This window comes from Gracilimonas sp., from assembly GCF_031581265.1.
In the GTDB taxonomy this organism is placed as follows: Bacteria; Bacteroidota; Rhodothermia; order Balneolales; family Balneolaceae; genus Gracilimonas.
Map to the genome: position 1 here is coordinate 1 of NZ_JAVLBQ010000035.1, position 16,314 is coordinate 16,314.

The following is a 16,314-nucleotide window of genomic DNA, read 5'->3' on the forward strand; positions in this document are numbered from 1 at the left end:
TATGCGAACATTTTCAAATAAATTTTATAGCGAAAAGAGAGGGGAGGTAAATGAAGAACATAAAGACCAAGCGTTTAAAAGGCGCGGGGATTATCATTTGTTTGAAGTAGCAAAATTGATTTCCTACAAAAAAGTGCGATCGCACCCTGTCCCAACAGACTTGTCGGTAGTTCGTAAAACGTGTGTTAGTCAACCGTTAATAGGGCTTTTTAGGCAAGACTTGACTTGTATGCCAGATGGTAAGCATGTCTATCCGATTAGATTTTAGCTCGTACACCAGGCGATAATTTCCATGAATTAGTTCTTTTATCTCTGGTCGGTTAAACTCCGGAACCATTCTGCCACTATCGGGTTGTGTTCTGAGTTGCTCACAATGCTCAAAAACACCTTCGGCCCATTCGATAGCCGTAGGAATATGATCTAAAGCAATATAATCTGTACACTCCTCAACCCGAGTTAAAAACCGATCCGTTAAAATTACTTCCATTTAGAAAGATGGTTTTCAATTCTTTCTTTTGCTTCATCCATAGAATAGGTTTTGCCTTGTTCCACCTGTTGTTTGGCTTCAAGTAGATCTTCCAGCATTTCCATCTTTTTAGTGAACCGCTCATATTCTGAGACATCCATTAAAACCGCCGCACTTTTTCCATGCTGGGTAAGTACAATGGGTTGTTTTTCTTTCTTCAAGCGCTTTATAAAATCAGCCGATTTCTTTCTAAACTCAGAGAGGGGTTCGATACCGCTGGCAATAGAAATATTCATATTGGTACATTTAAAGTTTTTTAAAGTACTAAAAATATACTGAAATGTGCCTTGAGAACCAATGGGGGATTAGATTGGCTAATGGTCTTGCGGTTTAATCGATTTGGCCTTTTTTAGTAAGTAATGTAATTATAACTCAAAATTTATTTTAGCCAACAAATTTTGAGCCGGCAAACAGGGAAAGTCCGCATTGATACCGTTTTTAGGGTAATTTTACACTCCTTTTCGATTAGGATTGTCAACCCATGAACCAATCTCTCTGATAAAAAACCATACATCATCATCACCAGGCTTGATATAATCTGAATCACTTGGATCTGAACCCATTTTCTCGAAAATTTTAATTAACCATGAGGGACCTTTTCCATTTACATTTAACTCTTTCAACCAAATTTCTAATTCACCTACAGGAACCAAGAATATGCCATACTCTTTCAAATTATCAATTAAATTCTGAGCAGACTCAGTTTCAGGATCTTTGAGTTTCTTGAGACCATCATTTTTAGGGTCAGAATTTACTTCTTCAAAGGCCCTTTTAATTTGTCCTCTTAAACTGCCCCAAGTATTGATAAGATTCTGAGGTACTTTTGCTGCACTAAGTAACTTTTTAAAAGCTGTTTTATCTTTAAAAATATCTAAATCCACTATTGCAGCAGCTGGTATACCCATATCTCTTAATGGTTCGATAACTCGACATACTGTTTGTTTATTTTGGGCATTTAAGAATATTGAATCACCAATTCCTGTATCTTCAAATGAAAGTAGCCTTTCATTAATTTCTTCATAGAAAGCTCTGTCAGTATCAGTTTCTGTAACTACTGCACCATCGTGAAAAAGGGAAGAAAGTACACCCGAAGATCTTAATAAAGGGTCTCGGAGTAAAGTTTCTAGCTGATTAGACTTTAAAATTCTTGCTGTAGCCATCTCATTTTTATATGTAAGCCTGACGATGTTAACATCTTTTCCAGATTGTACACAACCCATTAAAAAATCTGCAGAATGTGTTGCCGCAAAAACATTTCCACCTCTTTTAGATGCTAAGGAGGTAATTATATTACCCAATTTCTTAGCTAAAGGTGGATGGAGAAAAGCTTCTGGTTCATCAACTAATATTAATTTGTAATCTGAACTTAATGAAACTGATATCAAACCAGTAAATGCTTTAACACCATCACTAAGTTCTGAGATTTTAGTAGAATTAGAATGAAAATTTCTGGCTCTTTCACTTAATGATTGCTCTTCTTCATGGTCAACAGGCGGTCTTTTTGACATTCCAATTCTTAACTGCTGCATTGATGTAGGGGCGATTGTAAAGTGCAAACCAAATGCTTCTGCAGTATATTCACGAATCTTCTTTCTGGCTTCATCATCTTTGAATAATGCCATAAGATGATTCTTGGGTTCTCCTTGTAAATCACCACTTGATCTATTATTGGTTAAATTAAATCTGGTTTTTCCATCCAGTCTAATAACAAAAAGTGATATAAAGTTTTGAAAAAAATACTTATGAAGAGGTTCTCGCTCAGAAAAATCTTTCAATTGTTCTAAGTTTACACGACGGTTTTGTACCCGTTCATTTATTGGATCATAATCTGGAACAAAATATTCTTTTTCTGATAGTGAAAAATTTTCAGGTGAGTTTTTGACTTTTTCTCTTTATTAAAGTGCTAATTATATCTTTATCAGGAATATCATACTCTACTGTTTCTATAGTAATACGATTAGCTTGAGGCCCTGATTTAGAATAATTTTCTATCTCTCTTAATGCTAAGCTTTTCCCAGAATTATTTGGCCCTACGAATACTGTAATTGATCCAGGGTTAAAACTTAGGGCATCTTCTTCTTGGGATCTGCCGAATTTCAATATTATTTTCTTGATCATAAAAATAGATGATTAAAAATTACCCGAACGAAGGTATTGTTAGGGCGAACGAGCCGAAACCGCTTTTACACGCTTTCTTGTACCTTCTTATTCGCATAATGTGAATTTTGGGATGTTATCCGAACAGTCATTCGCCTAAGCTGTCCGCTTAATATCATCTTGTTAATTGATAAGATAGCATCTATACCCAATTATGCAAGAAGGAATAAAGAACCCCGATCCAAATTTCTTCTAAGATATGTGACGCGGCAACTTTCACCTACTCATCTTCCCGAGAAGGCGGTCTCCGATTATCATTCGAAATGGTATCAATCAGTTTGTTGTAAGGATCGATGCCCACCGAGACGGGTTCTTCGTCAACCGTAATAGTGAATTCATTTAGAATCTCCCTAAACTTTCGTTTTTCGAGGTAGAGAACCGTTTCGTTGCCTTCTTCATCCATGCCAAACACACCTACTTCAATCCAGTCATTGAGGGGAAGTGATTTAATGGGTAATCTGCGGTCTTCAATTTCAACATACAGGCTATCGCCGGCTTCATTGGTAAAGACCCGCTCTCCGGTTTCTGAGGAGCGGTATTTGGAGGCTTGCAAAGTAAGGTCTACTTCATAGGTGCCGGAATCGATTTCAGTGTAAGTCGCTTCTTCAACGCGGTTATCATATAAAGTGATCGTCTCAAACATATCCTTAATCAGATACTGTAGGGAGTCAGGCGTAGCTGCTTTCAGGTACTCAAGCATTTCCAGAGAAGTAGTGTACGGAGGTTGCTGAAAACCTTTGTCGGCTACAAAATCGCTTAGTGCTCGGTTCAGGTTGTCTTCACCGGTGTAGTCGCTAAGTGCGTAGAACACGAGTGAACCTTTGTCGTAGTGGATGTACTGCTGGTTTTCATTATAAATCAGGGGGAGTTCTCTTCTGAATTCTGCGGTTCTTCCAATGAGATATCCATCTAAGGCATCTTTCAAGAACCGGCGCATTTGATTGACCCCGTATTCTTTTTCAAGAACTTTGAGGGCGCTGTATTCAGAGAGACTTTCGGACAGCATCGTGGCCCCTTGAACATTTGCCCCAATGACCTGATGAGCCCACCACTGATGTGCCACTTCATGGGCCGTGATACTGAACGGGTAGTTTACGGCATCTTCGGCAGTCGTATCCACATCAGCTATAAAACCTACCGCTTCAGAGTACGGAACCGTGTTGGCAAATGATTGGGCGAAGCTACCTCCGGTTCTTGGGAACTCGATAATTCTCAGCTGCCTGAACTGATACGGGCTGTAATTTTCGGTGTAATAATCGAGAGACTTCTTAATGCCCTCCTTCATATAATCAAGGTTATAGGTGTGGTCTGGATGATGGTAGATTTCAATGGCTACATCGTTCCAGGTATCTTTGGTGACCGCAAATTCGGCAGAAATGAATGAGTAAAAATTCACAATGGTGCTATCCATTTTGTAGTGGAAATAGCGCCGTCCGTTTTCTTCCCATTCATCCTGAAGGTAACCCGGAGCAATGGCAATTTGTTCCGGTGAAGTGGAGATGGTGGTTTCAAACTCAATCCAGTCGGCATCATTCGAGATGTAATTATTTTGCAGGGCCGTACTGTCTGTGGGTGGCGGCATGCGATCTTTGGGAGGCAGGTCATACCGTTCCCGGGCCTCTTCTGAGCTCAACTCTCCTGATTCACTGTACCCAATTCCCGGAAAAAGGGAGTTGTTAATGAAGGTTCCGTTGCCCCGAACCGGAGAATTATTTCGAAGAATCTCATTCGGCTTATTGGAAAGCACAAAAGTGAATAAGACAGAATCACCGGGCATCAATGGTTGGTTGAGCCGGTAGATATCGTAGTTCATGGAGTCATCTTCCATGACTAACTCAAAGTTGCGTTCGAACCCAAAAGAGCTGTTAAAGTTGTTGTGGTCAATGTGTATAGAGTCGATGACTGAACCGGTTTTATTCTGGAGCAAATAACTCCCTGCAACCTCAAAATCTCGGGTTTCAGGATAGAGATCTAAATTAATATTGGTTGCAATAATTCGAGGTTGGGGTATATCCTTATATTTACCGTAATTCTTCTCCCAGTTTGCTGCTCGCAGTTCTTGTTCCTTAGATGAAAGACGTTCGTGTTTAATATTTTGAGTGTAATAAACCCAACTGCCTAAACTCAAAAAGATGATTAAGCTAAGGCTGAAAATTCCTTTTAAAGTAGGACTGAAGGCTTGCTTTGCATTTTGAAACCTTTCCTTAATTCCCTCAGGCATTCCTCGTCGAAATAAGGTTATAGAAAGTACAAAAAGGACAATACCCAGCATCAGCCAATAGATTTTATAAACAAAATATGCCGGAAGCGAGCTTCCATATCCATTCATATCGGAATAGCTTGTGCCAGGCCCTTGGTTGAATTTGAAAATATCCTGTTCAATCCCAACAGACCCTAAGAAGTTAATCCCAATAGAGATTAACAGCAGTAGTATAAACCCGATATAAAAATTCTTGAAAAAAGAATGTATAAACAGGGCAAGGAGTCCCCAAACAACTACATTGATCAGAGATATCCCGTATAAATCGGTTAGGTAAAGGCCTAATTCAATATCAAAAAATCCATTATAAAGCTGAACGCCGATTCCGGTTACCATAATGATGGCAAGCAATACCATCTGCATTTTAACCAAGGCCAGGAATTTTGAAAAGAGAATCACCCAATTAGGGGTAGCTGTAACATGTATCAGCTGATCCATCTTGTCGGATCGACTTCTGTGTAATATCATTCCCGCATAAAGGAAGGTCAGTATGTTGATGAAGAGGCTAAAAAAGGTTCCGGGCAATTCCAGCATCTGCCAGGTAACGGGTAGGGTGTCGGTTCCATAGATTTCACCGCCAACCAAGATTACACTAAGTGAAATTAAAAGACCCACCAGGGAAATTATGATAAACGCCCAGCCGCGAACAATATATTTGAAGTCAGTGGTAGAAAGGCTCCAGGCTGTTTTTAGGTTTTGCAGCCAGGTGTAATCGTAGTCAACCTTTGGCATGGAGATGGTGAGTACGCTACCAAAGTTCTTTTTGGTGACGGCTTCCCCTTTTTTCTTACCAAAAATATTGAATGAAATTGGCTGCTGACGAAAATCAAACACTTTGTACACCAACCCAAAGATTGCAATACCCAGTCCGGTCCAAAGGAGTCGGTTATAGAAAATCACTTCCCCCCAAGGTAATGGGTTATTATTTTGTTCAAAAACAGTCCAGTATTCAGTGTAATAACTATTGGCTTGCATGCCCAATGGGTCTAAAAGAGCAGCTAACATTTTGTTATCCAGATCTTGAGTCAAACTCTGGGTAAATGATTGCAATAGAAATAAAGCCAGGATTACAATGAAACCGACACTGATATTGCGTGTGAAGGTTACTATTCCAAATACGATTGCCCCAAAGAAAATCATATTGGGAATTATATAGTAGAAGAAAGGCTGAACGTAATTCATCAGTTCAAAAGGACCAAGCAGTTCCGGATTCGTGCCAGGGAAAACAGATCCTAAGAGTAGTCCAAGGGCTGCAGCAATCACAATCAGGGTGATCATGACGATACCGGATAGAAATTTAGCCAACAGATATTCCCATTTTTTAAACGGATAGGAATATAGAACAGAGTGCATCTCGTGCTTGTAATCACGATAAATGGTTCCTCCCACAACTGCCGGAAGAAAGAAATAGACAATAATTGCCATTTCATTTAAAAGGCCATTGATAGCCGTTGCAGAATTCACAATAGTGATGGTACTCATGCTTACCGTCAGGCTCTCAAAAATACCGGCAGCACTGACCATGATAAACAGCGATAATGCAAAGATGATACCGGAGTAGACGTAGAATGAAGGCTTACGCAGCCAGTACCGAATTTCGAAGGTGAAAATATTCCAAAACATAATCAGGATAGACAGGCTTAAGCGTTAGCAGGTTCTTTTTCATCATTTTGGAGGGTGACGAAATAAACGTCCTCCAGTTCAGGTACCTTTTCCGAAAACTCATCTCCGGGCCGGGTTTCACTCATTACGCGTATATTCAGCGTATTATCCTGATTGAAATTTGAAGAAATAACATTGTACATCCCTTCATGTTTTTCTAATTCATCGCGGTCAATAGTCAGCGCCCAAATTTTACCTTTCAGAGTTTCTACAGCTTTTTTAGGAGTGTGATGGCTCAAAATCCGGCCGCCGTTCATAATAGCGAGGTCGGTACACAGTTCTTTTACGTCATCCACAATGTGTGTTGAAAAGATGACAATGTGGTTGGTTCCAATTTCACGAAGCACATTCAGGAAACGATGTCGTTCAGAGGGATCAAGTCCGGCTGTGGGTTCATCTACAATGATGAGTTTAGGGTCGTTCAATAGCAACTGTGCAATGCCAAAACGCTGTTTCATTCCTCCCGAATACCCTGCCACATTCTTGTTTTTGACGTTGAATAGGTTGGTTACTTCAAGGGCGGTATTTACAATTTCATTACGCTGTTCACGGTCACCTATACCCTTTAAGCGAGCAAAATAGTGGAGGAGGGCTTCGGCAGACATATTGGGATAAACGCCAAACTGTTGAGGCAAGTAGCCTAACACTTTTCGGAGGCTCTGCTTATCGTTTAAAATATCTATGCCATCTAAATCTGCAGAACCGGAATCGGGGGCTTGCAGCGTGGCAATGGTTCGCATGAGCGTAGATTTTCCGGCTCCGTTTGGCCCCAGTAGCCCAAACATGCCCGACTCAATTTCGATGGAAACATCATCAAGGGCTTTGACCCCGTTTTTGTACGTTTTAGATAAATTGGAAAGCGTAAGTTTCATATCCCTGTCATTTGTGATGGTTTAACAGGGATGAGTATAAGTAATAATCACATAGATTGTTGTGAAAAAAAATTATCTATGATTGATTCGGAAAGCAGACCATCAACCATAGATAATAGAAATTCAAAATTAGTCCGGTGTAAAATCTAATTGGACTTGGATTTACCTTACTGTTGATCTACACCGTCTTTTGCATATTCCCCAGTTTTGACCATAACCAATCCATGACATCTTCATCTGTATTTAGATCTTTTGGCAGGTCATTCCGGATTAAGTCTTCAGCTTCCAGAACATCCTCTTTTCGGTCAAGGTCATTTTTTTCGGCGTAGTCATTGAGAAGGGATAAGACGTCTTGTCCATTTTGACTGTCAAAAGAGACACCGCCAATTTCATCTCTATCGATTGGGGTCTCGCCTGGTGTTGTGCTCCAGTTGTAATCTAATTGAAGGTCATTCTTTTCTATAAGTCCCATTGTACTAAACTGTTTTGATTCAACTTACTTATCCCTATAACAAGCTTTAGAGGCTGAGTGTTCAATCACGTGCAGGATTAATAGTAGTTTTATCTGCGAGAATGAATCAATTTTCAACCCAGTCAGCTACAAAAACATTGGTGGATCGGTCGCTGCCATTATTTCGATTTGATGAAAAAACGATCTTTTTGCCATCGGGAGAAAACATGGGGAAGGAATCAAACTGATTATCAAAAGTGATCTGCTCTAATCCGGTTCCATCCACATTTATCATGAAGATATTGAAAGGAAATCCACGTTGAGACTGATGATTGGAGGCAAATACTATTTTTTCTCCGGAGGGGTGAAAATAGGGAGCCCAGTTGGCGTTGCCCAGATCAGTGATTTGTCGAAGACCGGTTCCATCCACATTTACAATAAACAGCTCCATATTGGTCGGCTCAACCAATCCCTGTGAAAGCAGATTTTTGTATTTGTCGATCTCTTCTTCGGTTTCAGGTCGGGATGCACGGAAAATCAGTTGCTGCCCATCTGGAGAAAAGAAAGCACCGCCGTCGTACCCAAGTTCATCTGTCACCTGAATCACATTAGAGCCGTCGGTATCCATAATATATAATTCAAGGTCTCCGCTGCGATCGGAAGTGAAAACGATTTTATCACCTTGGGGAGAAACGGTTGGTTCAGCGTCATAGCCTGACTCATCGGTCAGTTTTGCGATGATGTTGCCATCCATATCGGCTTTATAAATATCGTATGTATCGTAGATGGGCCATACGTAGGCTCCGCCGGTACCACGTTCGGGAGGAGTTGGACACTCCGTGCCGGCTTCATGGGTTGAAGAGTACACGAAAGTTGAATCTCCGGGTAAGAAATAGGCGCAGGTGGTACGACCATTTCCGGTACTAATCATCGGTGGCTCAAAGCCCGGCTCTTTTTCAGAAATATCCATGGTGAAGATCTGATCACACTCCAAGCCCCACTCCGGATTGTTGGATTGAAAGATGAGTTTCTCGCTGTCATAGCTCCAGTAGGCCTCGGCATTGTCTCCCCCAAAGGTAAGTTGACGTACATTTTGAAGGTGAACTTCCTGCTCGTATTTGAGGGTGTCAGCTTCGGGATTGTAGGTGTTTTTATCAGAGTTAGAGTTACAGGAAATAGTTAGTAAGAATATCAGAGGTACAGCAAGGTATTTCATGAGAATGAGTAGAGGGTAAATGGATTAAAAAATTCATGGCAAAGATAAGGAAAAAAATTTGTAAGGATTGGCTTTGAAATGGCTCTTACTTATAAATGAGAAAAAATATATATAGATGGAATATTGGAGTAAATCGATTCGATTAGATGGGTGGGATTATCGCATTCCATGGTTTTATTTTGTGACGATCTGTACCAAAGATCGCTGTCATTATTTTGGAGAAATTCGGGATGGTATCATGGGATTATCTGAACAGGGATGTGCAGCATGGTATTTTTGGAATGAGATCCCTAACCATTTCGATAATGTGAAATTGGATGAATTTGTTGTGATGCCGAATCATGTCCATGGGATTATTCAAATTTTACCGGATGAAAATGGGTCCCATCCTGTAGGCATGTTGCATGCAACATGCCTACAGGATATCAATATCAATGACAGAATGTCGATCATATCACCCAAACCCGGATCATTATCCACCATCATCCGGTCATACAAATCGGCTCATACCCGATGGTGCAATCAAAAAAATTATGATTTTGAATGGCAATCCCGATTTCATGATCACATCATCCGAAATTACCGGGCATTAAATAACATTCGGAGATACATTAAAATGAATCCTGAAGACTGGGAATCAGACTCACAATTTTAGATCAATTCCCAATCTTGAATTCCAGGGTCAGGTAATAAGTTCTGGGAGGGGAGGGAATAATGCCTGGTCCCGGATACCCTGTAGCCCGACGGGTGAAATACCAATTATTCAGCACATTATTGATCCCTGTTTCCAGGGTTAGGCTTTTCCATGAATAGGAGGCCGAGAAGTCCAGCACGTCATAAGCCGGGATCTCGCCTCGAATACCGCTTTGATTATCAAAGGGATTTTGTTCAGCATTAGAGGCATCGGTGAATTGTTCTGAGACATAAGTGTATTGCAAGCTGCCCAGCAAATTCTTGAAACCAAAATTAAGTCCTGTTTTCAAATTCAGGAAAGGGACGAACTCCACTTCATTGCCTTCAACTCCGGGGATATCGGAGTTTAGGTATTCGGATTGGGTGATGGCGGTATTGGCAAAAACACTGAATTTCAGATCAGGAGATTCATTGCCGAACAGTGGCAGCAGATTTAGCTCTACTAGGCTCTCCATTCCATACATAAAGGCTTGCCCTATATTTCCGCGAAACCGAACCACACGGCCTGTTTCTTCGGGGATGCCTTCAGCATTTACTCTTGTTTCAGCTCGCAGTACTTCACCAATGCGATTGTCGTACATCAACCCAAAACCACCAATATCATACGAGACCGATTCACCAATTTGTCCCCGAACACCAAAATCAGTCGTGAAGCCACTTTCATCAGTAATATTGGGATCTACCTGAAAGGTGGGATTTACAATTCGGATGTCATTAAAAGTGACCGATCTATAATTTTGTGAGAAATTGCCATAAAACTCTGTTCCGGAATTGAGAAGGTAGCTGATGCCGGCTCCCAGCAGGAAAAAACTTCGTTCAAATTTCCGGTTGTCTTCAAAAACTTCATTTTGGATTGGATTCCCGGCAAGATCAAAATTTACGCGTTTGAAAGTCCCTTCACTTTGGGTGTTGATGTATTCTAACCGGAAACCAGGGGTAATAGAGAGATTGTTTTTCAGGTAAAAAATATTCTCCCCGAAAAGAGCCACATTTCGATTGGGAAAGGTAAAGTCAGACTGGTTGGGATAATTGGGGAATTGTTGATCGGCTAAGGAGAAATCGGCTTTTACACTCGCTGTCCCCGGCCCTTGCACCGACTCATTATTCGATTGATAATATTTGGAGCCGATCAGAAAAACGGAATTCATTTCCCCGATTTTATATCGATTTAAAAAGCGGATTTCAGCTCCCCAATTGTTGAAATCTCCGAGGATGAGGTCGCGAGGTGCATCCATGTCATCTTCCTGAGAAACACGGTTGGTGCGGAATCCAACTGATTTTCGGGAGGCATCTAAACCGTAGGCCAACACGCTTATTCGTGTCCTGGAAGAAAACACATGCTCCAGTTTCAGCGAGGCCAGTTTCCAGTCCACTTCAAACCAATTTCGGGTTCTATTGCTAACGCTTGGATCGCGATAGAATTGGGCATCAGTAAGCCCGCCGGGCTGTTGGGCGAGGTAGTATAAATAGGTGAAATCGGCACTGAGCGTGGTGTTTTCACTGAATTTATAGTCAGTATAGAGATATGCATTTTGAGAATCGAAGTTGGAGTTGGGCCGAAATCCATCTCCATTTTTGTAATTAAAATATCCGTAATAACCGACTTTTCCGGTAGTTCCGCTGATGCGGTTGAAAGAAGTGAAAAGTGCATGCGATCCCGCTGATTGTCGGGTTATAAACTCGAAATTACGGTCCCGAGCCGGCTTCTTCATTTTAAAGTTGACGAGCCCTCCAAATTGGGTTCCATATTGCAGGGAAGCAGCTCCGCGAATCACCTGAATTTCATCAATACCTTCAGCGGGAGGGGTGTAGTAGCTTTCAGGATAGCCAAGTACATCTGCACTGATATCGTAATTGTTTTGGCGAATGTTAAAATTAGAAGAACGATTGGGATCTAAGCCACGCCCTCCGATATTGAGCTGCAATCCGGCATCATTTGACTCAAAAATATTCAAACCTGAAATTTGGCTGTAAATCTGCCGGGCATTGTTAGATGAAGTATTAACCACCATATTATCGAGGTCAATAACTTCGTTTTTTTTACCTGCATATATCGAAGTTCCCTCAACCTCTCGAAGCCGTTCCATCGCAAAAACCTGAGCTCGCTTTTCCGTGATAGCCACTTCTGACATTTCCCGAGACAGTTTTCGGAGCTTAATGTAGATATCGGAGTTTTTAGTATCCAACACAATAGGACGTTGCTCAACTTCATATCCTAATTTGTAGAAATAGAGAAAGTACGTCCCGTAAGTCAGATTAGGTATCTTGAAATACCCTTCTTCATTGGTGCGGTATGATTTGCCAGCTTCATTATCATAAATTTCTACTTGCTCGATGGGTTCATTTGTTTCCACATCAATCACGTAACCGGAAATCTGATGTTGGGCCTGAGCTGAAAAACACCATCCCAAGAAAAGTAAAAAACTAAAGGCCTTTAATTTCATCATTGAAAGGAAGTAACCATTTTTTGTGTTGGAGTGAAGGTTTGATTACTGTGAGGTCAACATCCGGATTTACATAAGGCTGACTTTGTCGTCCATTCAGTGCCACATAACTTTCCACATAGATCTCAGGATCTTCGATGCCTTGCTGCTGATAGTGATCCTCAAGGTGGTGGGCATATTCCAAAATGAAATCCGGCTGAAATGACATCTGTTTTTCCTGATATTCGGTCAGGAATTCATCGTTATCTACATAAAAACGCTGACCGGTATCCGGATTCACCACTTTGAAATTGGCATACCCGGCTTTTTCCATTAGCATCACCCGCCAGGAAAACCGGTAGCCTTCTTCAGTCCAGAATAGTTCTCCTGGATACAGCAGGTATCGAAAGGGGATTAAAAGTTGAAGTATGAAGAAAACGGTGACAATGCCGATGGACGCTTTTCGAAGCCAGGTTTTTGGGAATTGGTAGATTTTTCCGCTATCAAAAACAGATTTGGAGATTTTCAGCCATTCTGAAAGTTTATTGAGGATCTTGTGGTGAAGTCCTGCATCAAAAAAGATGAGTGCACTGGCAATCATGATGTATGGAAACATCCCGATGGGAAATAGAACCCGGGTGAGCACATGAAATATGACGACCATTGAAAAGGCAAAAACGCGAGTTCTTTTGTAGAGCAGAAGAAATGGGATAGATAAGTCATAAAGGGCGCCGCCCCAGGCAAAAGCATAATGGGTCCATGTTTGTTGAAGGAGGTCTCCCAACAGCGGAATAGAGTATTTGGCAGGAAGCCAGATCTGCAAGGGCATGGCTTCGAAGAGCCAATCAGAATTTAATTTGGCGAGTCCGGCATAGAAATAGACAATTCCCAAGAGCAGCATGATGGAATCTATTGTCCACCTTGGAACTTCCTGGGAACACAGTTTTTCATTCCGCCAGGCATCCACTGAATAGTAAGTGTGAGCCGGGAGAAAAATCATCAGAAAACTAAGGATGCTGATGAAGTAATAGTGATTTAGGTAGGTGGTTTTATCCATCAGCTCGATGTAAGTGAAACTGAGGAAAAAAACGATTATGGAAATTCGGTACTTGAAACCTAAGGCCACAAAAACAGATGCAATTCCACAGATCAAAAAGATGAGATAGGTCCATTCGCCCAAAGGCTGAACCCATTCAAATCCCAAATAAGAAAAATAAAATTCCGGTTCGATGTAGAGTTTAGAGATCCATCCGTTGGCTGCAAAACGAACGATGCTCCACAGCATCAGAATTCCGAATAGAATTCGGAAAACAGCTAATGGAGCAGCATTCCTGGTACCGGAAAAATATGTCCGAATGGAAATAAACTTCACGTCTTATGTTTGATTATTGGTTGAATTGTGAATCGTTAATTGGTTACCGATGTCATTTTTACTAAGTGCCAATAACCAATCAACCTTTAACCAATAACTGTTTGTTAAAATATTATTTAAATACCTATTAAACATTCACTTATTTAATACGGTACAGCTTTAATCACCGTCTGCATCCACATAATCTACGTTAATGTTGAGGGCCTGAAGCATATCTACTTTCATGTAAACTACATTTCGTTGCAGTTCATCGTAGGTAGAAAGCATCTGGCTATTGTCGTTTTCAACCTGGGCGGCAAAATCAGCATTTAAGTTTTCGGCTTCGGTTCGCGCTTCTTGAAACTGATTGTTAATCAAGGAAGTCAGATCGGCACCGTCCTTCATCGTATTTAAATAATCAAGGTAATCATCCAGACTTTGTCCGTCTACTTCAGCTTCAAAATGTGTTCCGTTAAAGAAATTGATACTGGCTGTCAGGGCTTGGTTGAAAAGTGCTTTCGAAAATCCCTGGCTGTAATAAGCTTCCACGTGGCTGCTTAAGGGCGTTCCGGAAAAAACTCCTGCAGGAATACCAATTTTACCGGCGCGCAGATGTTTTTCGTAATAGTAGATGTAATCGTTCACCATCATATCCAGTGAAGAATTGGAACCATTACCGGAATTGCTCACGAATTCGTCCCGATAGCCGGAGGTCCAGCTTTCCAAAACTTGAGTTGTGAGGTCATCTATTCGCTGAGTCAGGTCGGTAAGATACGTTCGGTAATTTTCAGCACCGGAGTTGGAAGTGTAGTTGGCCATAATTTCAGAATCATTTTCTCCTAAACCATATAGGAGATAATCTAAGGCCGGAAAACCCTGACTATTATTAAGTGAAGGTAGTTCAAGGTTATAGTTTCCTTCAGCAATATTATCCTCAATCTCGGATGTATCTGTAGGATAGATGTTCAGGTTGTCACGATAGCGAAGCTGCATGGCTTCGCCCATTTCAAACATTGAAACATGTTGGTATGCGAGGTAAGCACTTTTCCATGAATCGCGAAGCACGTCAAGGTTTTGCTGAGTATGTTCAGCGGAAAAGTTTTGTGCTGAAGTATGAAGTTGAGCCGTGGTTTCTGAAAAATGAGTAAATGCGGGAATAATGATATTATCAGCCCAGTTTACCAGGATGGCTTCGCGGTCAAAATCATCCGGGCTGGGACCTGAAGGCCCATTATCAGTACAGCTCCAAACAATAAAAACGGTTACAATTAAAACGACAAATTTCTTCATGATGAATAAAGTTTAAAGCAAAAAAGCTGGGAAAAGATTCTGCTGCCAGCCTTAAAATGAGAATGTAATTTAATTAGCAGCTTGCTCTATGGTGAATTCAAATTGAGCTGCAATCGTTTCAGACATTTCACCTAAAACACTTGGCTCAATATCCCAAAGACCATTACCGGCCTCCAATTGGGCTAACATTCCATTAATCTCTTCAGTGGAGAGGTAAGGACTGTCTGAGCCTGGGACACGCGTGAATTGAAGGCTATATAAGAAACCATAAGCCTCTGAAAGATCGTGGAATACCGCCCCATAATCAGGTGAAGACTCCTCTAATCCATTTTTACCAGATTCCAAATAATAGACTGCTCTTACTGCTATTACAATTGAGATGTTCTCGCGAATTATCTGAGCTTGTTCGTCCCTTACATCGTAAGCTCCGGCTTCGATAGCAGCTCTGCCAAGCTTAAATGCATCAAAAGTTTCCTGGGCGATACCGGCAAAGTCATCATCGCCATCTACTCTTCCAAGATATTTGTTCAGGAAGTCATCATCCTGACCAAGAGTAGGCATTGGGTTTGCCAAATCAGTTGCTGTGCCAAACAGGTAGCCATAGGCTTCGTCCCATTTATGTTCCATATTGGTGTAATTAGAACCTTCAGCCAGGGTGCCGTTATTGTTGTCTTCGCGATTAGTTCCGGCATCCAATACAGTAGTACTTAGGTAGTTATTCAGCATTTGGTCTGCCATTAGAGCTCCAATCAGGCTCTTGCCTACTAATTGATTGTATTCGAATCCTTTAGCATTTACATAGCGGGTTGAAGATCCGTCAGCAATTTGTCCGGGTTGACCTGATTCTGCCAAGGTATTTTCATTCGGAAATACCTCGTCTATTTGAGCACTTATCCATGCTTCAAACTGGTTTTTAATTTCCGCACTAAGCTGGGTGTTCGAGGAAAAATAATAGGTTGATGCAGCCACTTTACCTTTAATATTTTTAGTGGCTTCGTTTAGCGCTGGGTTTTCAAATGGATTTGCATCGCCACCACTGGCTGTTTCGTTGCGATACATTTCCAAGAGTAATTCTTCTGTAGAATTGTCAAAATCCATCATAGCTGAAATTAATTCAGAAGCCATTTGGATGCGGGTGGTTTGACCTGTAAATGAAACAGTTGATTCACCATTGCGAGTAAACTCGTATGTAGCCGGCGCATCAATTTCGGTGTTGTCGTCATTGCCATTATCGCAAGATATTAGGGCAAGTGTTAAGAGAGGGAGTAATAATATTTTTGTAAGCCTCATTTTGAGAAATGAATAAATTTGGGTTGTGATTTTATTTAGAACGATTCTAAGTTAAAGAGGTTTTTAAATGGAATCAAAGCTTATTTGGAATAAATCTAAATTAAAATAAGACGGCAAGAGAAA

At 41.0% G+C, this 16,314-nt stretch carries 13 protein-coding genes; 1 reads left to right on the forward strand and 12 read right to left on the reverse strand.

What is annotated here, in order from left to right:
- Window positions 1-196 precede the first annotated feature (196 nt).
- From RI561_RS11415 to RI561_RS11450, 8 genes are all read right to left on the reverse strand, one after another.
- On the reverse strand, window positions 197-487 hold the full coding sequence (locus RI561_RS11415; protein WP_395080372.1) for a type II toxin-antitoxin system RelE/ParE family toxin: 291 nt from the start codon (window positions 485-487) through the stop codon (window positions 197-199).
- The gene (locus tag RI561_RS11420) at window positions 478-762 is read right to left on the reverse strand and encodes a type II toxin-antitoxin system Phd/YefM family antitoxin (RefSeq protein WP_395080373.1); all 285 of its coding nucleotides are present in this window, start codon (window positions 760-762) and stop codon (window positions 478-480) included. Before RI561_RS11420 ends, RI561_RS11415 begins: the two co-directional genes overlap by 10 nt.
- A gap of 213 nt (window positions 763-975) precedes the next feature.
- Entirely contained in the window at window positions 976-2,301 is a 1,326-nt protein-coding gene (locus tag RI561_RS11425) for an ATP-dependent endonuclease (RefSeq protein WP_395080374.1), read from the reverse strand.
- 91 nt (window positions 2,302-2,392) lie between these two features.
- Window positions 2,393-2,644 carry a hypothetical protein gene (locus RI561_RS11430; RefSeq protein ID WP_395080375.1) on the reverse strand — a complete coding sequence of 84 codons (252 nt, stop codon included), beginning with the start codon at window positions 2,642-2,644 and terminating at the stop codon, window positions 2,393-2,395.
- Window positions 2,645-2,903: 259 nt separating this feature from the next.
- Window positions 2,904-6,566 (reverse strand): ABC transporter permease/M1 family aminopeptidase, encoded by a 3,663-nt coding sequence (locus RI561_RS11435; protein ID WP_395080376.1) that lies wholly within the window; start codon window positions 6,564-6,566, stop codon window positions 2,904-2,906.
- Between the two features lie 17 nt (window positions 6,567-6,583).
- Window positions 6,584-7,477, reverse strand: coding sequence for an ABC transporter ATP-binding protein (locus tag RI561_RS11440; RefSeq protein ID WP_395080377.1), 894 nt, complete (start codon window positions 7,475-7,477; stop codon window positions 6,584-6,586).
- Window positions 7,478-7,655: 178 nt separating this feature from the next.
- Complete coding sequence (locus RI561_RS11445) at window positions 7,656-7,949, reverse strand: hypothetical protein (RefSeq protein WP_395080378.1); 294 nt, start codon at window positions 7,947-7,949, stop codon at window positions 7,656-7,658.
- A 106-nt stretch (window positions 7,950-8,055) separates the two neighbouring features.
- Complete coding sequence (locus RI561_RS11450) at window positions 8,056-9,144, reverse strand: hypothetical protein (RefSeq protein WP_395080379.1); 1,089 nt, start codon at window positions 9,142-9,144, stop codon at window positions 8,056-8,058.
- Window positions 9,145-9,259: 115 nt separating this feature from the next.
- Between RI561_RS11450 and RI561_RS11455 the strand changes: the two genes are divergently transcribed.
- Window positions 9,260-9,799, forward strand: a complete 540-nt coding sequence (locus RI561_RS11455) for a transposase (RefSeq protein WP_395080380.1) — start codon at window positions 9,260-9,262, stop codon at window positions 9,797-9,799.
- Window position 9,800: 1 nt separating this feature from the next.
- On the opposite strand, the gene RI561_RS11460 is transcribed toward RI561_RS11455, so the two are convergent.
- The 4 genes from RI561_RS11460 to RI561_RS11475 all read right to left on the reverse strand — a co-directional run bounded on the left by RI561_RS11460 (window position 9,801) and on the right by RI561_RS11475 (window position 16,191).
- Window positions 9,801-12,284, reverse strand: coding sequence for a TonB-dependent receptor domain-containing protein (locus RI561_RS11460; RefSeq protein ID WP_395080381.1), 2,484 nt, complete (start codon window positions 12,282-12,284; stop codon window positions 9,801-9,803).
- The gene (locus tag RI561_RS11465) at window positions 12,262-13,632 is read right to left on the reverse strand and encodes an HTTM domain-containing protein (protein ID WP_395080382.1); all 1,371 of its coding nucleotides are present in this window, start codon (window positions 13,630-13,632) and stop codon (window positions 12,262-12,264) included. Before RI561_RS11465 ends, RI561_RS11460 begins: the two co-directional genes overlap by 23 nt.
- A 159-nt stretch (window positions 13,633-13,791) precedes the next feature.
- On the reverse strand, window positions 13,792-14,901 hold the full coding sequence (locus RI561_RS11470) for an imelysin family protein (RefSeq protein ID WP_395080383.1): 1,110 nt from the start codon (window positions 14,899-14,901) through the stop codon (window positions 13,792-13,794).
- A gap of 69 nt (window positions 14,902-14,970) precedes the next feature.
- Window positions 14,971-16,191, reverse strand: a complete 1,221-nt coding sequence (locus RI561_RS11475) for a DUF4856 domain-containing protein (RefSeq protein WP_395080384.1) — start codon at window positions 16,189-16,191, stop codon at window positions 14,971-14,973.
- Window positions 16,192-16,314 lie beyond the last annotated feature (123 nt).

Coding starts and splice junctions, on each gene's coding strand:
- RI561_RS11415 (WP_395080372.1), bottom strand. CDS start 487: ATGGAAGTAATTTTAACGGATCGGTTTTTAACTCGGGTTGAGGAGTGT.
- RI561_RS11420 (WP_395080373.1), bottom strand. CDS start 762: ATGAATATTTCTATTGCCAGCGGTATCGAACCCCTCTCTGAGTTTAGA.
- RI561_RS11430 (WP_395080375.1), bottom strand. CDS start 2,644: ATGATCAAGAAAATAATATTGAAATTCGGCAGATCCCAAGAAGAAGAT.
- RI561_RS11435 (WP_395080376.1), bottom strand. CDS start 6,566: ATGTTTTGGAATATTTTCACCTTCGAAATTCGGTACTGGCTGCGTAAG.
- RI561_RS11440 (WP_395080377.1), bottom strand. CDS start 7,477: ATGAAACTTACGCTTTCCAATTTATCTAAAACGTACAAAAACGGGGTC.
- RI561_RS11445 (WP_395080378.1), bottom strand. CDS start 7,949: ATGGGACTTATAGAAAAGAATGACCTTCAATTAGATTACAACTGGAGC.
- RI561_RS11450 (WP_395080379.1), bottom strand. CDS start 9,144: ATGAAATACCTTGCTGTACCTCTGATATTCTTACTAACTATTTCCTGT.
- RI561_RS11455 (WP_395080380.1), top strand. CDS start 9,260: ATGGAATATTGGAGTAAATCGATTCGATTAGATGGGTGGGATTATCGC.
- RI561_RS11460 (WP_395080381.1), bottom strand. CDS start 12,284: ATGATGAAATTAAAGGCCTTTAGTTTTTTACTTTTCTTGGGATGGTGT.
- RI561_RS11470 (WP_395080383.1), bottom strand. CDS start 14,901: ATGAAGAAATTTGTCGTTTTAATTGTAACCGTTTTTATTGTTTGGAGC.
- RI561_RS11475 (WP_395080384.1), bottom strand. CDS start 16,191: ATGAGGCTTACAAAAATATTATTACTCCCTCTCTTAACACTTGCCCTA.